The 16086-nt window shown below is 46.9% G+C and carries 16 protein-coding genes; 7 read left to right on the forward strand and 9 right to left on the reverse strand.

The genetic code is table 11. The features are described from left to right. Positions 1-175 precede the first annotated feature (175 nt). The 6 genes from Q4A89_RS04355 to Q4A89_RS04380 all read right to left on the reverse strand — a co-directional run bounded on the left by Q4A89_RS04355 (position 176) and on the right by Q4A89_RS04380 (position 7967). Positions 176-2080 carry a biotin/lipoyl-containing protein gene (locus Q4A89_RS04355; RefSeq protein ID WP_303184026.1) on the reverse strand — a complete coding sequence of 635 codons (1905 nt, stop codon included), beginning with the start codon at positions 2078-2080 and terminating at the stop codon, positions 176-178. Positions 2081-2333: 253 nt separating this feature from the next. After that, positions 2334-3893, reverse strand: a complete 1560-nt coding sequence (locus Q4A89_RS04360; RefSeq protein WP_303184027.1) for an L-lactate permease — start codon at positions 3891-3893, stop codon at positions 2334-2336. Between the two features lie 36 nt (positions 3894-3929). After that, positions 3930-4511 (reverse strand): LUD domain-containing protein, encoded by a 582-nt coding sequence (locus Q4A89_RS04365; RefSeq protein WP_303184028.1) that lies wholly within the window; start codon positions 4509-4511, stop codon positions 3930-3932. Continuing rightward, complete coding sequence (locus Q4A89_RS04370; protein WP_303184029.1) at positions 4508-5899, reverse strand: lactate utilization protein B; 1392 nt, start codon at positions 5897-5899, stop codon at positions 4508-4510. Before Q4A89_RS04370 ends, Q4A89_RS04365 begins: the two co-directional genes overlap by 4 nt. Continuing rightward, positions 5896-6639 (reverse strand): (Fe-S)-binding protein, encoded by a 744-nt coding sequence (locus Q4A89_RS04375; RefSeq protein WP_303184030.1) that lies wholly within the window; start codon positions 6637-6639, stop codon positions 5896-5898. Before Q4A89_RS04375 ends, Q4A89_RS04370 begins: the two co-directional genes overlap by 4 nt. A gap of 41 nt (positions 6640-6680) precedes the next feature. Then, positions 6681-7967 carry an alginate export family protein gene (locus tag Q4A89_RS04380; RefSeq protein ID WP_303184031.1) on the reverse strand — a complete coding sequence of 429 codons (1287 nt, stop codon included), beginning with the start codon at positions 7965-7967 and terminating at the stop codon, positions 6681-6683. A 730-nt stretch (positions 7968-8697) separates the two neighbouring features. On the opposite strand from Q4A89_RS04380, the gene Q4A89_RS04385 reads away from it, so the two are divergent. The 7 genes from Q4A89_RS04385 to lipB all read left to right on the forward strand — a co-directional run bounded on the left by Q4A89_RS04385 (position 8698) and on the right by lipB (position 12947). Beyond that, positions 8698-9225, forward strand: a complete 528-nt coding sequence (locus tag Q4A89_RS04385; RefSeq protein ID WP_303184032.1) for an NUDIX domain-containing protein — start codon at positions 8698-8700, stop codon at positions 9223-9225. A 56-nt stretch (positions 9226-9281) separates the two neighbouring features. Continuing rightward, positions 9282-9707, forward strand: a complete 426-nt coding sequence (locus Q4A89_RS04390; RefSeq protein WP_303184033.1) for an amino acid-binding protein — start codon at positions 9282-9284, stop codon at positions 9705-9707. A 67-nt stretch (positions 9708-9774) separates the two neighbouring features. Next, positions 9775-10581, forward strand: coding sequence for an outer membrane protein assembly factor BamD (locus tag Q4A89_RS04395; protein ID WP_303184034.1), 807 nt, complete (start codon positions 9775-9777; stop codon positions 10579-10581). A 34-nt stretch (positions 10582-10615) separates the two neighbouring features. After that, positions 10616-10951 carry a DNA-directed RNA polymerase subunit omega gene (locus tag Q4A89_RS04400; RefSeq protein ID WP_303184035.1) on the forward strand — a complete coding sequence of 112 codons (336 nt, stop codon included), beginning with the start codon at positions 10616-10618 and terminating at the stop codon, positions 10949-10951. Further along, positions 10951-11412, forward strand: coding sequence for a DUF4293 domain-containing protein (locus Q4A89_RS04405; RefSeq protein ID WP_303184036.1), 462 nt, complete (start codon positions 10951-10953; stop codon positions 11410-11412). The genes Q4A89_RS04400 and Q4A89_RS04405 overlap by 1 nt, the downstream gene beginning before the upstream one ends. A 15-nt stretch (positions 11413-11427) precedes the next feature. Further along, entirely contained in the window at positions 11428-12264 is an 837-nt protein-coding gene (mtgA, locus tag Q4A89_RS04410; RefSeq protein ID WP_303184037.1) for a monofunctional biosynthetic peptidoglycan transglycosylase, read from the forward strand. A 5-nt stretch (positions 12265-12269) separates the two neighbouring features. Continuing rightward, the gene (gene lipB, locus Q4A89_RS04415) at positions 12270-12947 is read left to right on the forward strand and encodes a lipoyl(octanoyl) transferase LipB (RefSeq protein ID WP_303184038.1); all 678 of its coding nucleotides are present in this window, start codon (positions 12270-12272) and stop codon (positions 12945-12947) included. A gap of 12 nt (positions 12948-12959) precedes the next feature. Here the strand turns inward: lipB and gldH are convergent, their stop codons facing one another. Genes gldH through Q4A89_RS04430 form a run of 3 tightly spaced genes read right to left on the reverse strand, consistent with a single transcriptional unit; the run spans position 12960 to position 15984 of the window. Next, positions 12960-13430, reverse strand: a complete 471-nt coding sequence (gene gldH / locus Q4A89_RS04420) for a gliding motility lipoprotein GldH (protein WP_303184039.1) — start codon at positions 13428-13430, stop codon at positions 12960-12962. Further along, on the reverse strand, positions 13423-14787 hold the full coding sequence (gene ricT / locus Q4A89_RS04425) for a regulatory iron-sulfur-containing complex subunit RicT (protein WP_303184040.1): 1365 nt from the start codon (positions 14785-14787) through the stop codon (positions 13423-13425). Before ricT ends, gldH begins: the two co-directional genes overlap by 8 nt. A 9-nt stretch (positions 14788-14796) precedes the next feature. Next, positions 14797-15984 (reverse strand): pyridoxal phosphate-dependent aminotransferase family protein, encoded by a 1188-nt coding sequence (locus Q4A89_RS04430; protein ID WP_303184041.1) that lies wholly within the window; start codon positions 15982-15984, stop codon positions 14797-14799. Positions 15985-16086: the final 102 nt, after the last annotated feature.

Raw genomic sequence — 16086 nt, forward strand, 5'->3', positions numbered from 1 at the left:
GAAGACGTAACGACCGGTAATCAGGCTGACAAAGTGGCATTACTCTTTCTTCCTGACTCTTTCTTGCTTTAATGAGATAGGTAGAAAAGTTTTGAAAAAAAAGCGGGAAAACCGATTAAAAGGCTTATCCCGCTTTCGTTAATTAATTAAGATAATTTTTCAGAAGGCGTGTTGATTATCCGATCTCGATCATCGGGGCGCCTGCCTGTATGGCGTCACCCGGTTTCACGTAGATACGAAGTACTGTACCGTTGTAATCGGAAGTAATGTCGTTCTCCATCTTCATTGATTCGAGGATGAGCAAGCTGTCGTTCTTTTTCACCACGTCTCCCTCTTTTACCGTGATTCGCAAGATATTCCCCGGCATCGGGCATTCCATTACATGTCCTTTCACCGCTTTTTCGGCAGTCGGGGCGGATTCTTGCTTTGTCTCGCACTTGGCTTCCTCGGCAGGAGCGGCCTGTTTCGCCTGAGCATTGAATTCCTCTTCGCGTTTTTTGCGGAGGAATCCGCTGGCTACGGCCGGGAACAGCTCCATCAACAGGCTGTCTTTTTCGTCTTTGGCCAATTGTACACCTCCGAATTCTTCCAGAACAGGATTGTCCTGACGTTTATAGTTCGACGTATCGTACGGCGTTTCTACCGGAGAACCGGTGATTTGTTCGCGGAATGCGGGATCGACCGGAACAGGCGTTTTTCCGTATTCACCTTTTACCAGCGCAATAAACTGATTCGACGGATTGGCATATTTCGGCCGACCGTTTTTGATGTTCAAGGCCGATACGACGGCTTGTGCGCCCACGATCTGGCTGGTGGGAGTAACGAGCGGCGGCAGACCCGCGTCGAGGCGTACGCTCGGGATCAGCTTCATGGCTTCTTCAAGCAGGTCGAGCGAGTTGAACTGTTTCAGCTGTGCCACCATGTTCGTATACATTCCGCCGGGGATTTCGGCATCCTTCACCAAATTATTCGGTTTCGGGAAGTTGAAGTAAGCCTCGATGGCGTGACAAGCTGCCAGCAAGGCAGGTTCGTCGTTGCGACGTACGGCTTCGATGGCTTTGTCGAACTCACGGTTTATTTCTGCCGGCAGCGTATCGGTCAGCGGGTTGAACGGTTTCGGGAATTGTTTGACGGCATCGAACGCATCGAGTTCCTTACGGATACCCAGCAATTCCTGATTGATCTTTGCCACAGCTTCCATGTTTACATCGAGTTCCACATCGAGTTTCTTACAGAAGAGGTAGATCAGCTCAATAGCCGGAGCAGCCGGTCCACCGGCAAAATTCCAGATATTCGTATCCACAATATCGACTCCGTGATAGATCGCCGTCAGAACCGCGCCTAAGCCAAACCCGGGTGTACAGTGCGTATGGAAATCGATCGGAACGTTCAGGTGCTGTTTGAACAGCGGGATCAGCGTAGCTACGCGCGAAGGCGGGATCAGGCCGCTCATATCCTTGATCGTAATCATATCGGCGCCGAGAGCGAGCATCTCTTTCGCTTTGTTCACAAAGTATGTATCGGTGAACACCAGCTCACGCTTCGGAGCGGCCTCTTCTTTCTTTCCGAACAGACCGCTGAAGAAGCCTCCTTTTTTGGCTTCGGCCTTCGGCTCATCGTCATACTTGGGATCTACGGTGTAGCACACGGCGCAATCGGCCATGCCACCATATTTTTTAATGGATTTTACACTCGACTTTACATTATCTACGTCGTTCAGTGCGTCGAAGATACGCATTACGTCTAACCCGGAAGCAACCGCGTTGCGGAAGAATCCGTCGATGATTTCGTCGGGATAGGGGGCATAGCCGTACAAGTTACGTCCGCGCGATAAGGCTGTCAGCTTCGAGGCGTTACCAACCGAGGCTTTAATTTTTTCCAGTCTGTCCCACGGGTTCTCGCCCAAGTATCGCATGACTGAGTCGGGCACGGCTCCTCCCCATACTTCCATGGCGTAGAAGTTGGCATCTTTGTAGTAAGGCAACACTCTGTCCACCTGCGACTGGTTCATACGTGTTGCGAAAGCCGACTGTTGTCCGTCTCTCAATGTTAAGTCTCTGATTAAAAGCTTCTTCTTCATGATTAATCGGTTTTTTTGAATGAGATTCGTTTTTATGATTTCGTTTGATTTTTATTTTATGATTTGATTGGTTTCCGGATTCTTCGTATCGGAAAAAAACACCGGAAACCAATGCTGTTTTATATTATTTATTCACTTAGCTTTGTTGAGTGCATTAAATATTACATATCATACTGCTGCAAAGTAAATACTTTTTTTGAAGATACATCGCCTGATTAGAGAAAAATTTCTTTAATTGGCGAAATTCTTTCGTTCAACAAGCAAAGTAGACCATCAACCCGGCCAGAATAATATAGCCGATGGCATACGGAAGAGCACTGCGAAGTATCTCTCCGTCCTTTCCCGGCATATTGCACGAAGCCGTTGCGATGGCAATACTTTGCGGCGAGATGATTTTTCCACCGGTTGCTCCTGACGTATTGGCGCTGACCAACCAGTTCGGGTCAGGATACGACAGCTGAGAGGCTACATTAGCTTGCAGTTTGCCGAACAGAATGTTCGACGAAGTGTCGCTACCTGTAACAAACGTACCGATGGCGCCGATCAGTGGCACGAACAACGGATAGTAAGCACCCGTCGCGGAGACAAGCGCCGAAGCGATCACTCCGATCATCCCCGCATAGTTCATCACCGATGCGATGGAAACGAGACTCATGATCGTGATTACTGTCTTATTCAGATTCTTCACCGTCCGGGCTAACACGACAAACAATTTCTTGACCGAAACGCCTTGTATCATGCCGCCGATAAACGTGCCGAGGAAAAGCATCAATCCTGCGTTCGATATCCATCCGAACGAAAAATATTTCCCTTCAGCATAGATGGGCAGATGCACATGACTGACAAGATGCGTACGGAGAAACTCGTTGATCGGCTTCACCAGCGGCCCACTGATAACAATAAAAAACAGGATGAATCCGTAGACGCTCCATGCCCGTAAGGCTCTCGAAAGAGTAATCGGTTCTTCGTCAGCCAAAGACTCGGCCGCTTTTTCTCCTCCGGCAAAAAGACGAGCGTAAAGCACAATGGCCAAAATGGCAGCTACGCTTCCGAGGATGGCCGGTGTCTCAGCCCCCAAGTACTTTGCGCAGAGATATTGTACCACCAACGAGATACCGCCCACCCATAGCGACAGCAGAATGTGTTTGAGAACCTTTTTGGGTGCACTGTCGGTAAGTGTAAGGATCACGAACGGAATAAGAATCATCAAAGGCGATAACTGTATAACCACTTTCGAGGCAATATCGCAAATGGCTTCGGGTGTAGCGCTGCCCGTAGGAGCGACCTCGTTGGCCAGTGTGATCACCGGCACCCCTACGGCGCCGAATCCCGTTGGTACACTGTTGGCAATCAGCGAGACCAATGCGCTGAAACCCGGCTTGAATCCCAAACCGATCAGGATGGCGGCAGGGATTGCGACAGCTGTTCCGAATCCGGCCATCCCTTCCAAAAGCCCTCCGAAGCCCCATACGAGCAGAAGCACGATGATGCCGCGATCGTTTGTGAGCGAGGTGAACTGCTTTTTGATGATCTCGATCTCTCCGCTTTCAAGCAGCGTGTTGTAGCTGTAAATGGCCATCAGGATAATGATCAAGATCGGGAAAGTCGCTTTTAGAATGCCTTCTACAAAAGCCCACAGCACCCCGCCTTGAGTATAACTCTCCGGAGCGAATCCGAGGGTAGGAGCGGCCAGCCATGCAATCAGCAGTGTGGCGACAAGGGTAAGGAATGCGCTCTTGTGTCCGGCCATCTTCACGCCGAGCATCAGTACGAACAAGAGCAGAATGGGGAAAACAGATAATAAAATGTTCATGACATATTTATTTAATTAGGTTTATAAATGAGCGAATTAAATAAGCAATACGGTAACCTGACGCGGTCCGTGTGCTCCCATAACGAGAGACTGTTCGATGTCGGCCGTTTTCGAGGGTCCGGACATAAAGCCTCTGAATTCTCCGGGATGTTCGTTCGGTACACGTTGGTATGCATCGTGCATGGTATCGACCAGTTGATCTTTCGGAAGAAGCATCAGCAACGCTTCCGAAATGAAGTAGATACCGCGTTGCAAATACTCCTGCTCAAAATATACGGCTGCATTTTCACACACCCCGAAAATTCCGCGGCAGATTACGAGGTCAGTTCCGTTCAACTCGGCCGGCGTCTTGATATCGTCGGGATTGTACGTGGCACACGTCACTTCCGGCAGGTTACATGCTATGCGCGAGGCATCGGGAAACAGACGCCGTACGGCATCATCGATCGATTCGCCTTCGTTGAGCACTTCCGCACGGCCGCCTACTCCGGCCGATATTTCGATAAACTGTTTGAGCTTATCGGGGTAAACGACATGTGGGATTTTTATTTCCGGACGTGAAAAACGCTCCTTGATATTTTCCCTCAAACTATGAATGATAAAATCTTTGCTGTTCATTTCGATTCTTGTTTAGTGTTTTTCTTTTGATGATTCTGTTTCCACCACGCTTCGAACGACTGCTTGGCAAAGCGTGGCATTTCTCTTTCTTTTCCCCAAGCATTCAGACCGTTGTACACGGCGAAACGCGGCATTTTATTGGCGATGGGTGCCATTTTCAAGGCAGAGTGGAACAGAGACGGACGTTCCATCAGAAATTGCATCCCTTTGCTCATCATTTTCTTCTGTGAATTGGCCTGTCCGAATCCGTCCAGCTTCTGGCGCCATACGTAAATCTGTTCGCCAAGGTCTACCATAGCCGGACATACGTACGAACACGACAGACAGAGCGAGCAGGCCGAGACGTTTCCGCTATGTTTCTGCGGGTCATGAAGCATGCCAAGATTGATGCCGATCGGCCCGGGGATAAAATACGAATAGGAATATCCACCGCTCCGACGGTACACCGGACAAGTGTTCATACAGGCCCCGCAACGGATGCAATTCATGCTTTTGCGATGTTGAGGCATGCCCAGAATCTTGCTGCGTCCGTTATCTACGATGATAAAATGCTGTTCGCCTCCCGTATGGGGACGTCCGAAGTGTGAGGTGTACGTCGTAATAGGTTGTCCCGTTGCCGAGCGTGCAAGTAAGCGTGTGAAGACGCCCAGCGATTCGAGGTCGGGGATGATTTTATCAATTCCGAAAGCGCAAATATTGAGCTTTTGGCACGACATGCCCATATCGGCATTTCCTTCGTTCGTACAAACAATCACTTCGCCTGTCGAGGCTACAGCAAAATTGCCGCCCGTCATACCGGCATCGGCATTCAGGAAATCTTGACGAAGTGCTCTTCGTGCCTGATGTGTCAGATAGGTCGGATCGAAGTTGCCCTTTTCACTGCCTAATTTTTCTTCAAACAGCTTTCCGACGATCTCGCGTTTAAGATGGATCGCCGGCATGACGATATGACTCGGGTTGGCATCCAGAAGCTGAAGAATACGTTCGCCCAAATCGCTTTCGATGACTTCGTAGCCTTTTTCGATCAGGTAAGGGTTCAGATGACATTCTTCGGAGAGCATCGATTTACTTTTTACCAGCTTGTGCGCGCCATGATCACGTAGAATCCCTTCAATGATCGATCGGTATTCTTCGGCGTCTTTGGCGTAATGTACATGACATCCGTTGGCGGTCGCGTTTTTTTCGAATTCTTCGATCAGCTCCGGCAGATGCGAATTGCTGTACAGCTTAATATCGCGTACGGCATGTCTCAGATCTTCCCACTCGGGGATCGCGTGCGAAAGACGGTCGCGTTTTGTGCGAACCATATACAATGTTTTGTCGTGCCATTCGGCATTCACTTTGTCGGATAAAAAGGCTTTGGCAGCCTTGGCATGTGTAGTACTCATAGCTGTGCGGATAATATTTCTAAATAATGGATGGTACGGATCGGATACTGTTCGCGTTCGATAACGCCTCCCATGTGCATCAGGCAGGAGCAGTCGGCGCCGGTGATGTATTCGGCTCCGGTAGCCATATGATCTTTTACTTTGTCGCGCCCCATACAGGCCGATACTTCAGGCTCTTCGGCAGCAAACATCCCGCCGAAGCCGCAGCACTCGTCCACGCGCTCCGGCTCTACGACTGTGATGCCCGGCACTTTCTCGAGCAAAGCGCGAATCTTATTGTAATAAGGTACCGTCAGTTCCGAAGCGGAAGAGAGGTGGAGCTCCCGTACGCCGTGGCAACTGTTGTGCAAGCTGACCTTATGAGGAAAGTGAGAAGCAAAGCGTTCCGGTTTTACCACATCATGAAGAAATTCAGTGATGTCGTAAATGTGTTTGCTTGTTTCACAGGTGTGCTCGCCGTGTTCGGACAGAAGACGGGGGTGATTTTCTTTCACGAAAGCTACACAACTGGCCGAGGGGCCTACGACATAGGTGTAGTCTTTAAACAATTGCTCGAAGCGTTTGACCAACTTCAACGAATCGCCTTCAAACCCGGCGTTAGCCATCGGCTGCCCGCAACAGGTTTGCCCCAAAGGGTAGTCAACGTCTATACCAAGACTTGTAAGCAGTTTGTAACATGCAATACCGACGTGTGGATAGACGGCATTCACATAACAGGGAATAAATAATCCTACTTTCATAACCACGTAAATTTTTAAAATGTCGAGACAAATATATTAAGTTATAATGTGTATTTCAACTCAAATCGTGCCCAATTATATGGATCTGCACCCTTGAAATAAAAATTGCCCGGAGTAAAGTGTTCGAACAGAAAGTGCCCTGTCCAGTTCTTATGCATCTGGTAACTGAGCTTCATGATGAATAGATTTCCTCGTGTCTTTCCTCCACCCGAACAGAAAGCTGTTTCATTAGGTTTTGGTGCCGATAAATGCAGATAGTCGGCATTAAACTTTATATTCGGAGCGAGCATAGCACAAAAGCCGAGATTGACTGCATGGATATTTGACCAATAGGCTACTTTTCCTTTGCTTTCAGCTATCAGCGTGTATACGTACGATTCGCTCCATTTCGGCCAACGGCTCCAAAGAGGGTCCCATCCTTCTATTTTCTCTGTTTTGGGGTCGTCACCACTCAGATAGAATGCGCCAGCCGATATGCAGTCAAGCAGAGGAATAGATTCTCCCAATTTATAATCCAAACGGGAATATCCTCCGTAAGACTGTCTGTTGAATCCATCTACTTTCCCTAACTGATAAGCCAATTCTGTGGTGAAAGTGAATCCGTTTAGAAATGGCAAAGCTACTCTGCTACCGACCGTATGGGTACGAGCCTCAGGCAACGCTTCGTATTTGAAATAGTTTTTATAAAAATAATAAGTCGACCAGTCGAGTTGCTTGATCTTCGAATTGTAGTGTATTCCTAACCCGCTGTTTGTTTGTTCTTCCAGGAGTTGATACGAATCTTTTTCGCGGAGGATCGGAAGAAACTCTTCTTTCCTTGTATTATAGGTGAAAAATGCCGTGAGTCTGTTTTGCTCATTGAAGCGATAGACGATTTTCAGGGCATTAAAATAATTTGAACGGGAACCAACCAACGGATTACCGTCGAAACAGATAAACCCTTCATCCAGCACGATATTTTGCCGTCCGAGGCGGATATCAAGCGGTAAGTTAGCAACATTTTGATAGTTAATATACAACTCGTTGATGAAGATTTCGTTCAGACTCGTCTTTTTAGAAGATGGAGACATCCAGATACGGGCCTCATTGCCCAGCTCAAGTTTCATACCCAGATACTCATTCAGGGTGTACTCTGCGCCCAGATACGTTCGCCACCGTGTGAATGTCAGCACATCCTTGCTGTTATCCAGTGTAATAGCCTTGTCAATGGTTGTTAAACGGACACGTTCCGAAAAAGACAGCTTGAATTTCGAGTCTTTCGTTGTCTCTTGTGCTTTAATCGGGTAAAAACAAAAGAGGAAGCAAATGATAGATACATACTTTTTCATTGGTTTATATGGCTTTAGATGGATATATTATGTTTAAGTTAGGATATTTATCGATGCATTGAATGGAGGATAAGAAAAGTAGAGGTTGTCACCCAATTGTCCCACACGGCTTTTATTGAAAAAAAAACGTGAATACAGTGTTTTATTAGATAATCTAGATAACATGTTTCTGTGAATTTTTTTGTAAAAGTCCGAAATATTTATCTAAACTGCAAAATAAAAAGAGAAAAAAGTGGTTGTTACTTTCGTTGTTTTATTGTTTGTTAACTGTTTTCATGGTGTTTTGTTTGTATATTAGCATATTTTAGTTATTGTTGGTTCGTATATTTTATCCTGAATTCTGAGTATTTTTGTTTTATCTAAGAGAGATTTATACAGGATTAGCGAATCATATTGTTAAATGTTATGTTTGATTTTATGTGTTGACTATATTTTGAATCATGTTTGATTTTTTGATCTAATCTATAATTAAATTTGGAGATAAAGCAAGAAATTGATCTTGTAGCCATATTGATCTGTTGTTTTCTGGAGTTTGTTTTATTGAGGGATGATTAATCGTGTGTTGTAATGTTGTAAATTAGTTGCTAATCGACATTTTACACAGCTTATCGTTTGGGGGTATCGGGTAGGAGAAATCGTTTATTGGATTCATTTCATCTCGAATATTCTTTGTGAAAATCGTTGAGTAAACGGAAAATTTCCGTAAGTTTGTCACAAAATAACGAAGGAAATGAGTGTTCATCCATTGGCAGATTTTCATTATTGTCCACAATGTGGTTCGTCGCACTTCGGTATACACGATAGTAAGTCGAAACGTTGCGCCGGCTGTGGCTTTGTATATTACTACAATTCCGCAGCGTCGACGGCGGCTATTATCCTGAACGAACAGGATGAACTGATGGTTTGCCGGCGTGCGCAGGAACCGGCGTGCGGCACACTCGATCTGCCGGGAGGGTTTTGTGACTGTTCCGAAACGGCTGAAGAAGGTGTCGTGCGTGAAGTGCGTGAAGAGACAGGGTTGGAAGTAATGCGTACTACTTATTTATTTTCATTACCCAACCGCTATCTCTATTCGGGTTTTTGGGTGCATACGACCGATTTGTTTTTCCGTTGTGAGGTCTCCTCTTCGTCGTCGCCGGTAGCGTGCGACGATGCATCGGAGCTGCTTTGGATACCGCGAAGTGAGTTGAAGGCTTCCGATTTCGGCCTCGAATCGATCCGAAAGGGGATTGAAACGTTTTTGGCCGGAAACTTTTAATGAATTGTTTTTTTTGTATGATAACGAATGAATGTCGAACCTAAATATAAATTGTTATGTTGATCAGGCAATTATCTGTTTTTCTGGAAAACAAACAGGGGCGTTTTACGCAAGTAGCCAAGTTATTGGGACAGGAAGGAATTAATATGACGGCATTTTCCGTTTCTGAGAATGCGGACTTCGGTATTCTTCGGCTGATCGTTGATGACCCTGATCGAGCCTTCGAGGTGCTTCGCCGTCATAAGTATGCTGTCACGGAAGTGGATGTTCTTCGTCTGTGTTGCCCGAATCGGCCGGGCGCACTCGGACGGCTAATGGATATCGTTACGCAGGCAGGAATTTTTATTGAATACATGTATGCGTTTTCTGGAGAACGTTCGGGACATGTGATCATTCGTCCGGATAATCTCGAAGAATGTGTCGAAGTATTGAACGAGCATCAATCGGAATTGACCTCCATCAGCGAGTTGTACGAGTTGTAAATATTAACGTTCGAAAAGGAGGGAGTTTCGTGAAGATGCATTATCTTTGCGGGCTAAACGCAGGAAAATGAAAAAGATTATCTATCTAATGATAACAGGTTTGTTGTGCGTTTCGTGTGGAGAGTACAATAAACTGCTGAAAAGTACGGACTATGAGTTGAAGTATTCGTATGCCAAGAAATACTTTAATGAAAAGAAATACGCCAAAGCGGCGACGCTTCTTGAGGAGGTCGTTCCGATATTTAAGGGATCGACTTATGCTGAAGAATCGTTGTATCTTCTGGCACAGACGTATTACGGACAGAAAGATTATCAGACGGCTTCCGAATATTTTAAGACATATTACAATACCTATCCGAAAGGAGAATTTGCAGAATTATCGCGCTTCTATTCAGGCTATGGGTTGTACCTCGACTCTCCTGATCCGCGCCTTGATCAGTCGCAGACGTATGAAGCGATCTCACAGTTACAGCTCTATATGGAATATTATCCGCAGAGCGAACGTGCCAAGCAGGCACAGGAGATTCTGTTCGAGTTGCAGGAAAAACTTGCTTATAAAGAATTTCTTGCGGCACAGTTGTATTACGATCTGGGGACATACATGGGGAACAACTATCGTTCGTGTGTGATTACCGCCGATAATGCCTTGCGTGACTATCCTTATTCAAAATATCGCGAGGATTTGATATTCCTCAAGATCAAATCGAAGTACGAATTGGCCATCGTCAGTGTCGAAGACCGTTTGCAAGGCCGTTACCGAGATGTGGTTGACGAGTACTACAATTACAAGAATGAATTTCCGGAGGGGAAGTATATGAAGCAGGTACAGAAGTTTTTCGACTATGCCAACGCTCAAATTACGACAAGTTATTAATTTACATAGATTTTCACTAGGATAAAAAATAATTATGGATTATCGCAAAACAAACGCTCCGACGACAACCGTCACTCGCGACATGATTAAGTTATGTCACGGTAATGAAGACAATGTATATGAAACGGTTATGGTTATCGCTAAACGTTCCAACCAAATCGCTTCCGAAATGAAGCAGGACTTGGAAAAGAAACTGCAGGAGTTCGCATCGTTCAACGACAATTTGGAAGAAGTGTTCGAGAATCGCGAGCAGATTGAAATTTCCCGTTACTACGAGAAATTGCCCAAACCCACACTTATCGCTACTCAGGAATACACCGAAGATAAGGTGTATCACAAAAATCCGGCGAGAGAAAAAAATAATTTCTGATGATTCAGCGTATTCAAACCGTCTATCTGCTGATCGTTGTCGCGTTGAATTTGGCTGTCGTCTTTTTGCCGCTGGCCGTTATTCAGTCGGGAGGGGCTTTTTACTCTTTCGATGCTTCGGGGATGAGCACGATCGAAGCCCCTCAGGAACTCGTTTATCCGACATGGGCTTTGATGGCGTTATCGGCCATCATCTCCTTGCTCGCATTGGTCACGGTATTTCTCTATAAGAAACGGATCTTGCAAATTCGTCTCTGTATATTTAATGCCCTGCTGATTATTGGCTTTTACGGGCTTTTTGCTTTTTCTCTTTGGAAAGTTGCAGGTGCTTCGGAGTCTTTTCATTTCAGTATGCGGATTGCTGTTGCGTTCCCCTTGGTAAGTTTAATTCTGAATTATTTAGCCATTCGCGAAATCGGAGCCGACGAGGCATTGATACGTTCGCTCGATCGGTTACGGTAAGCGTCTTTCTGCGCTATGAAGGCTGTCAAACGCCTGCTGGTTTGGGGCAGGAATACGTTGTTATTCCTGTTCTTATTTAGCATCCTGATTGTCGTTTTCTACAAATGGGTGCCGGTTTATTATACGCCGCTGATGTTTATTCGTTCGAGTGAAGAGGCCGCTCCTGCCCGTAAACATCAGTGGGTGCCGATCGAAAAGATTTCGCAGGCTATGCCTTTGGCAGTGGTAGCCTCCGAGGATAATCTTTTTATGACACACCATGGTTTTGACAGGGAACAGATTCGTAAAGCCATGGACGAAGCCGAAAAAGGAAGGCGCCGGCGGGGAGCCAGTACGATTTCGCAACAAACGGCCAAAAATGTGTTCCTGTGGCCGGGTAAGACTTATTTTCGGAAGGGGCTTGAAGCGTATTTTACGGTGCTGATCGAACTGATATGGGGAAAAGAACGCATCATGGAGGTCTATCTCAACTCAATTGAGATGGGAAAGGGTATTTATGGCGTAGAAGCGGCTTCAAGGACGTACTTTTCGAAACCGGCTATTGAACTGACACGCGGCGAGGCAGCCCTGATTGCCGCCTCGTTGCCTAATCCGCGCAAACGGAATCCGGGCAGTCCGTCCGGTTATATGTTACAACGACAAAGCGAAATCTTGTCGTTGATGCGCAAAGTCGAGAATGTTCCGTTGGGGTATCGACGTCCGATAAAAGCCGAAGCGGAAGAATCAAACGGGAAAAGAACGGACGAGGTGCAGGAAAAAGGGGCTTCGTCCGATGAGGTAACGGCCGGAGATAAAGAGAAAGCCGTCGTACAAGCTGCAGATACCTTGTCCGGAGGGTCGGCTGAACAATGAACCGAATGAACCACCCTCCATCATTTACTTTTTGCGATTTAGGCCGCATCTTATACGAAGAAGCATTGGCCATCCAGACCGATGCTTTCAATCGCTTAATTGTGAAAAAAGCGCACGGAAGCATCGGAGAGAATACGCTCTTTTTCTGCGAACACGAGCCGGTGTTCACGCTTGGGAAGCACGGTCGGGAAGCGAATCTGCTGCTGCCGGAAGAAAGGCTTAAGCAACGAGGCATTTCGTTTTATCATACGAATCGGGGAGGGGATATCACGTATCATGGTCCCGGACAGATTACGGGCTATCCCGTGTTTGATCTGGAGCAATTCGGTCTGGGACTGAAAGCCTATATCGACCGTTTAGAGGAAACGGTCATTCGTTTTCTGGCCTTTTACGGTCTGAAAGGTGAACGCATGACGGGGGCGTCCGGCGTCTGGCTCGATGCCGAAACGCCGAAAGCTCGCAAGATTTGCGCCGTAGGAGTCAGAAGCAGTCGTTTTGTGACCATGCACGGGTTTGCCCTGAATATCTCGACGGATTTGTCTTATTTTTCCCTGATTCATCCATGCGGGTTTGTGAATAAAGGAGTGACTTCTTTAGCTGCAGAATGTAAAAATGTTCCTGATTTTGACGTGGCAAAGCAACGTTTGGCAGATCTCTTTGAGGAAATGTTTCAACGAGTTTAGCTGACTCGTTCGCTATCGGGCTGTTTTCTCGATACGCAGCCCGATTGCTTCAATACCTTTCAATCGTTCGTCGCGCATACCTTGTCGGATGCATAACGTATATTGGCCTTTGTGTGGAAATAAGTGGCTGTTGCGAACGGGGATGGTGTTATGATAAACGGAGATTCCGCGACCTTTCCATCTGCCGTAATCGTCGGCCAATACACATTCTACGGTGTCGCGAACCATGGCGCCGACCGGTCGCTCTTCGGCGCAAAGCAACCACAGATTCTGATAGGGGTAGAAATTGTTGTTTCGAATTTCTAACGAAATATTATAAGGTACCGTATGATCTTCAATCTCATACGTGAAATAATATTCCCTGTCTTTTGGCCAAGGGTTTTCGATCGTTTGGTACAGGTCGTAATGGGCCGTGTTGGTACAGGATAAAAGAAGTCCCAATATCCATGATACCGATAACAGTCGATACCGACTTTTATTCATCGGAAGAAGCTTTTGGAGATGGTTTTCTTTCCGACGCAGAGCGGTCGTTCTTCGACGCGTTGCTCTCGTTTTTCTTGGGAGGCGGCGTATTGCCGTTATTTCTCGAAGGGTTTCCTCTACCGCCGCCTTTTCGGCGAGGAGCGTTTCCGTTTTTGGGCTCCGTACGATTTCCCGCTTGGGGTTGCGTACGCTGGTTGCCGTTCTGCGGCTTGTTGTTTGGAGCCGCCTGTTCAGTGTTGGCGTTGGTATTATTACGGCTACCGGACGGCCGCTTTTTCTTTTTCTTTCTGACCGAGTCGAATCGACTTACACTATCATCCAGAATGTCGTGCGTATCGATGGGTTTTGTGTTGGCTCCTGCCAGATGCTCCGGTTCCAACGTATCGGGTTTAATACCTTTTCTGTTCAGGTTGATAATCTCAAAAACTCGCTCTACCGAAATCGTGACGATATTCGCCGCAATCACTTTATCGGTAGAATAGCTGAGCTCTTTCTTGAAAATATCGGTCTTGAAATGATAATACGTCCGGTCTTTTGTTTCCAGCGCGATCTTCCGCGAAGGTAATTGCTTCTGCACTTCGGCATACGCATCTACTTCGTAGTTAATACAACATTTGAGTTTGGCGCATTGTCCGGCCAACTTTTGCGGATTCATCGAAATATCTTGCAAGCGTGCGGCATCTGTGGCAACGGATACGAAGTTCGTCATCCACGAAGAGCAGCAAAGTTGTCGTCCGCACGGTCCGATTCCGCCGATACGCCCTGCTTCCTGTCGAGCGCCGATCTGCTTCATTTCGATGCGTACATGGAAATTTTCGGCCAACACCTTGATCAGTTGACGGAAATCGACTCGCCCCTCGGCAATATAATAGAAGATGGCTTTGTTCCCGTCGCCCTGATATTCTACATCGCCGATTTTCATCGACAAGCCGAGATCGGCGGCGATTTGCCGCGAGCGAATCATCGTCTCGTGCTCTTTGGCCTTCGCTTCTTCGTAGCGTTCCAAATCACCGGGTTTGGCGATACGATAAATCTTCTTGGCCGTCGTATTGTCTTGACGAACATTGTTTTTCCGCATCTGGAGCAGAACCAGCTTGCCGGTGAGCGTGACCGTGCCGATATCATGTCCCGGATTCGCTTCTACGGCAACGATATCGCCTTTGTTGAGCGGGATTTTCGCTTCGTTCAGATAGTACCCTTTACGGGTGTTTTTAAACTGAACTTCGACATAATCCGTGGCATGCTCCGCTTCGGGAATATCACAGAGCCAGTTGCAGGTACAAAGTTTACCTTTCGAATGCTTACAACATCCTCTGGGCCCCATCGCGCTGTTCCCCATGTTCTGTACGAAGTCCATCGTGGATTATCAGGGAATCAGGTTGTGCTTCTTGAATATCTTCCGGATCGCTTCGAGGGCATAGTCGAGTTGGGCCTGCGTATGCGTAGCCATGAGGGAGAAGCGGATCAACGTATCTTGCGAAGCAACAGCCGGCGAAACGACCGGATTGACGAAGATACCCTCGTCGAAGAGTTCCTTCACGATGAGGAACGTCAAGTCGTTATCCCGGATAAAGAGCGGAATAATCGGGGTCGAAGTATGTCCGATCTCGCAACCCATCTGACGGAAGCCTTCCAAGGCATAATGCGTCAGTTTCCACAAATTCTTCATGTGTTCCGGCTCATTCAGCATGATGTCCAATGCCGCATTAGCCGCTGCTACAGAAGCGGGGGTACAGCTTGCACTGAAGATGTACGTGCGTGAATGATGGCGAAGATAGTTGATCGTATCTTTATCTGCTGCAATAAATCCACCCAGCGCAGCAAACGATTTGCTAAAGGTACCCATGATCAGGTCGACATCTTTCGAAACGCCGAAGTGATCGCACGTGCCGCGTCCGTGATTGCCGAGCACACCGATTCCGTGTGCTTCGTCGACCATGACATTGGCATTGTATTGCTTGGCCAGACGGACGATTTCGGCCACATTGGCCACATCGCCTTCCATGCTGAAAACACCGTCGGTGACGATCAGTTTTACCTTGTCCGGCTCGCATTTACGGAGCTGTTTTTCCAACGACTCCATGTCGTTGTGCTTATATTTGAGCTTATTGGAGAACGAAAGACGAATGCCTTCAATGATGGAAGCATGGTTCAATTCATCCCAAATCAGATAATCTTCGCGTCCGGTGATGCACGAAATAACGCCTTCATTGACCTGAAAACCTGTCGAGAAAGAAATAGCATCTTCTTTGCCGACGAACTTGGCCAGGCGTTCTTCGAGCTGAACATGGATGTCGAGTGTCCCATTCAAGAAGCGCGATCCGGCGCATCCGGTACCGTATTTCTTGATAGCTTCGATGGAAGCTTCTTTAACTTTCGGATGGTTAGTCAGCCCCAAGTAGGAGTTGGATCCGAACATCAATACTTTTTTTCCGCTGATATAAACTTCCGTGTCCTGGTCGCTTTGGATTTCGCGGAAATAAGGATAGATACCGGCAGCCTTCGCTCGTTGCGGGGCATCGTATTTCGCTAGTTTTTCTCTTAATAAGTTCATATATTGTTGAGGTTTACCTTGTCTTTTGTGAAAAAATCAGCGGCAAAAGTAGTAAAAAATCGAGATATATACAATGGGGCTTAAAATATTGAATGGCGTGTC

The sequence above is a fragment of the Tannerella sp. genome, assembly GCF_030528505.1.
Lineage (GTDB): Bacteria > Bacteroidota > Bacteroidia > Bacteroidales > Tannerellaceae > Tannerella.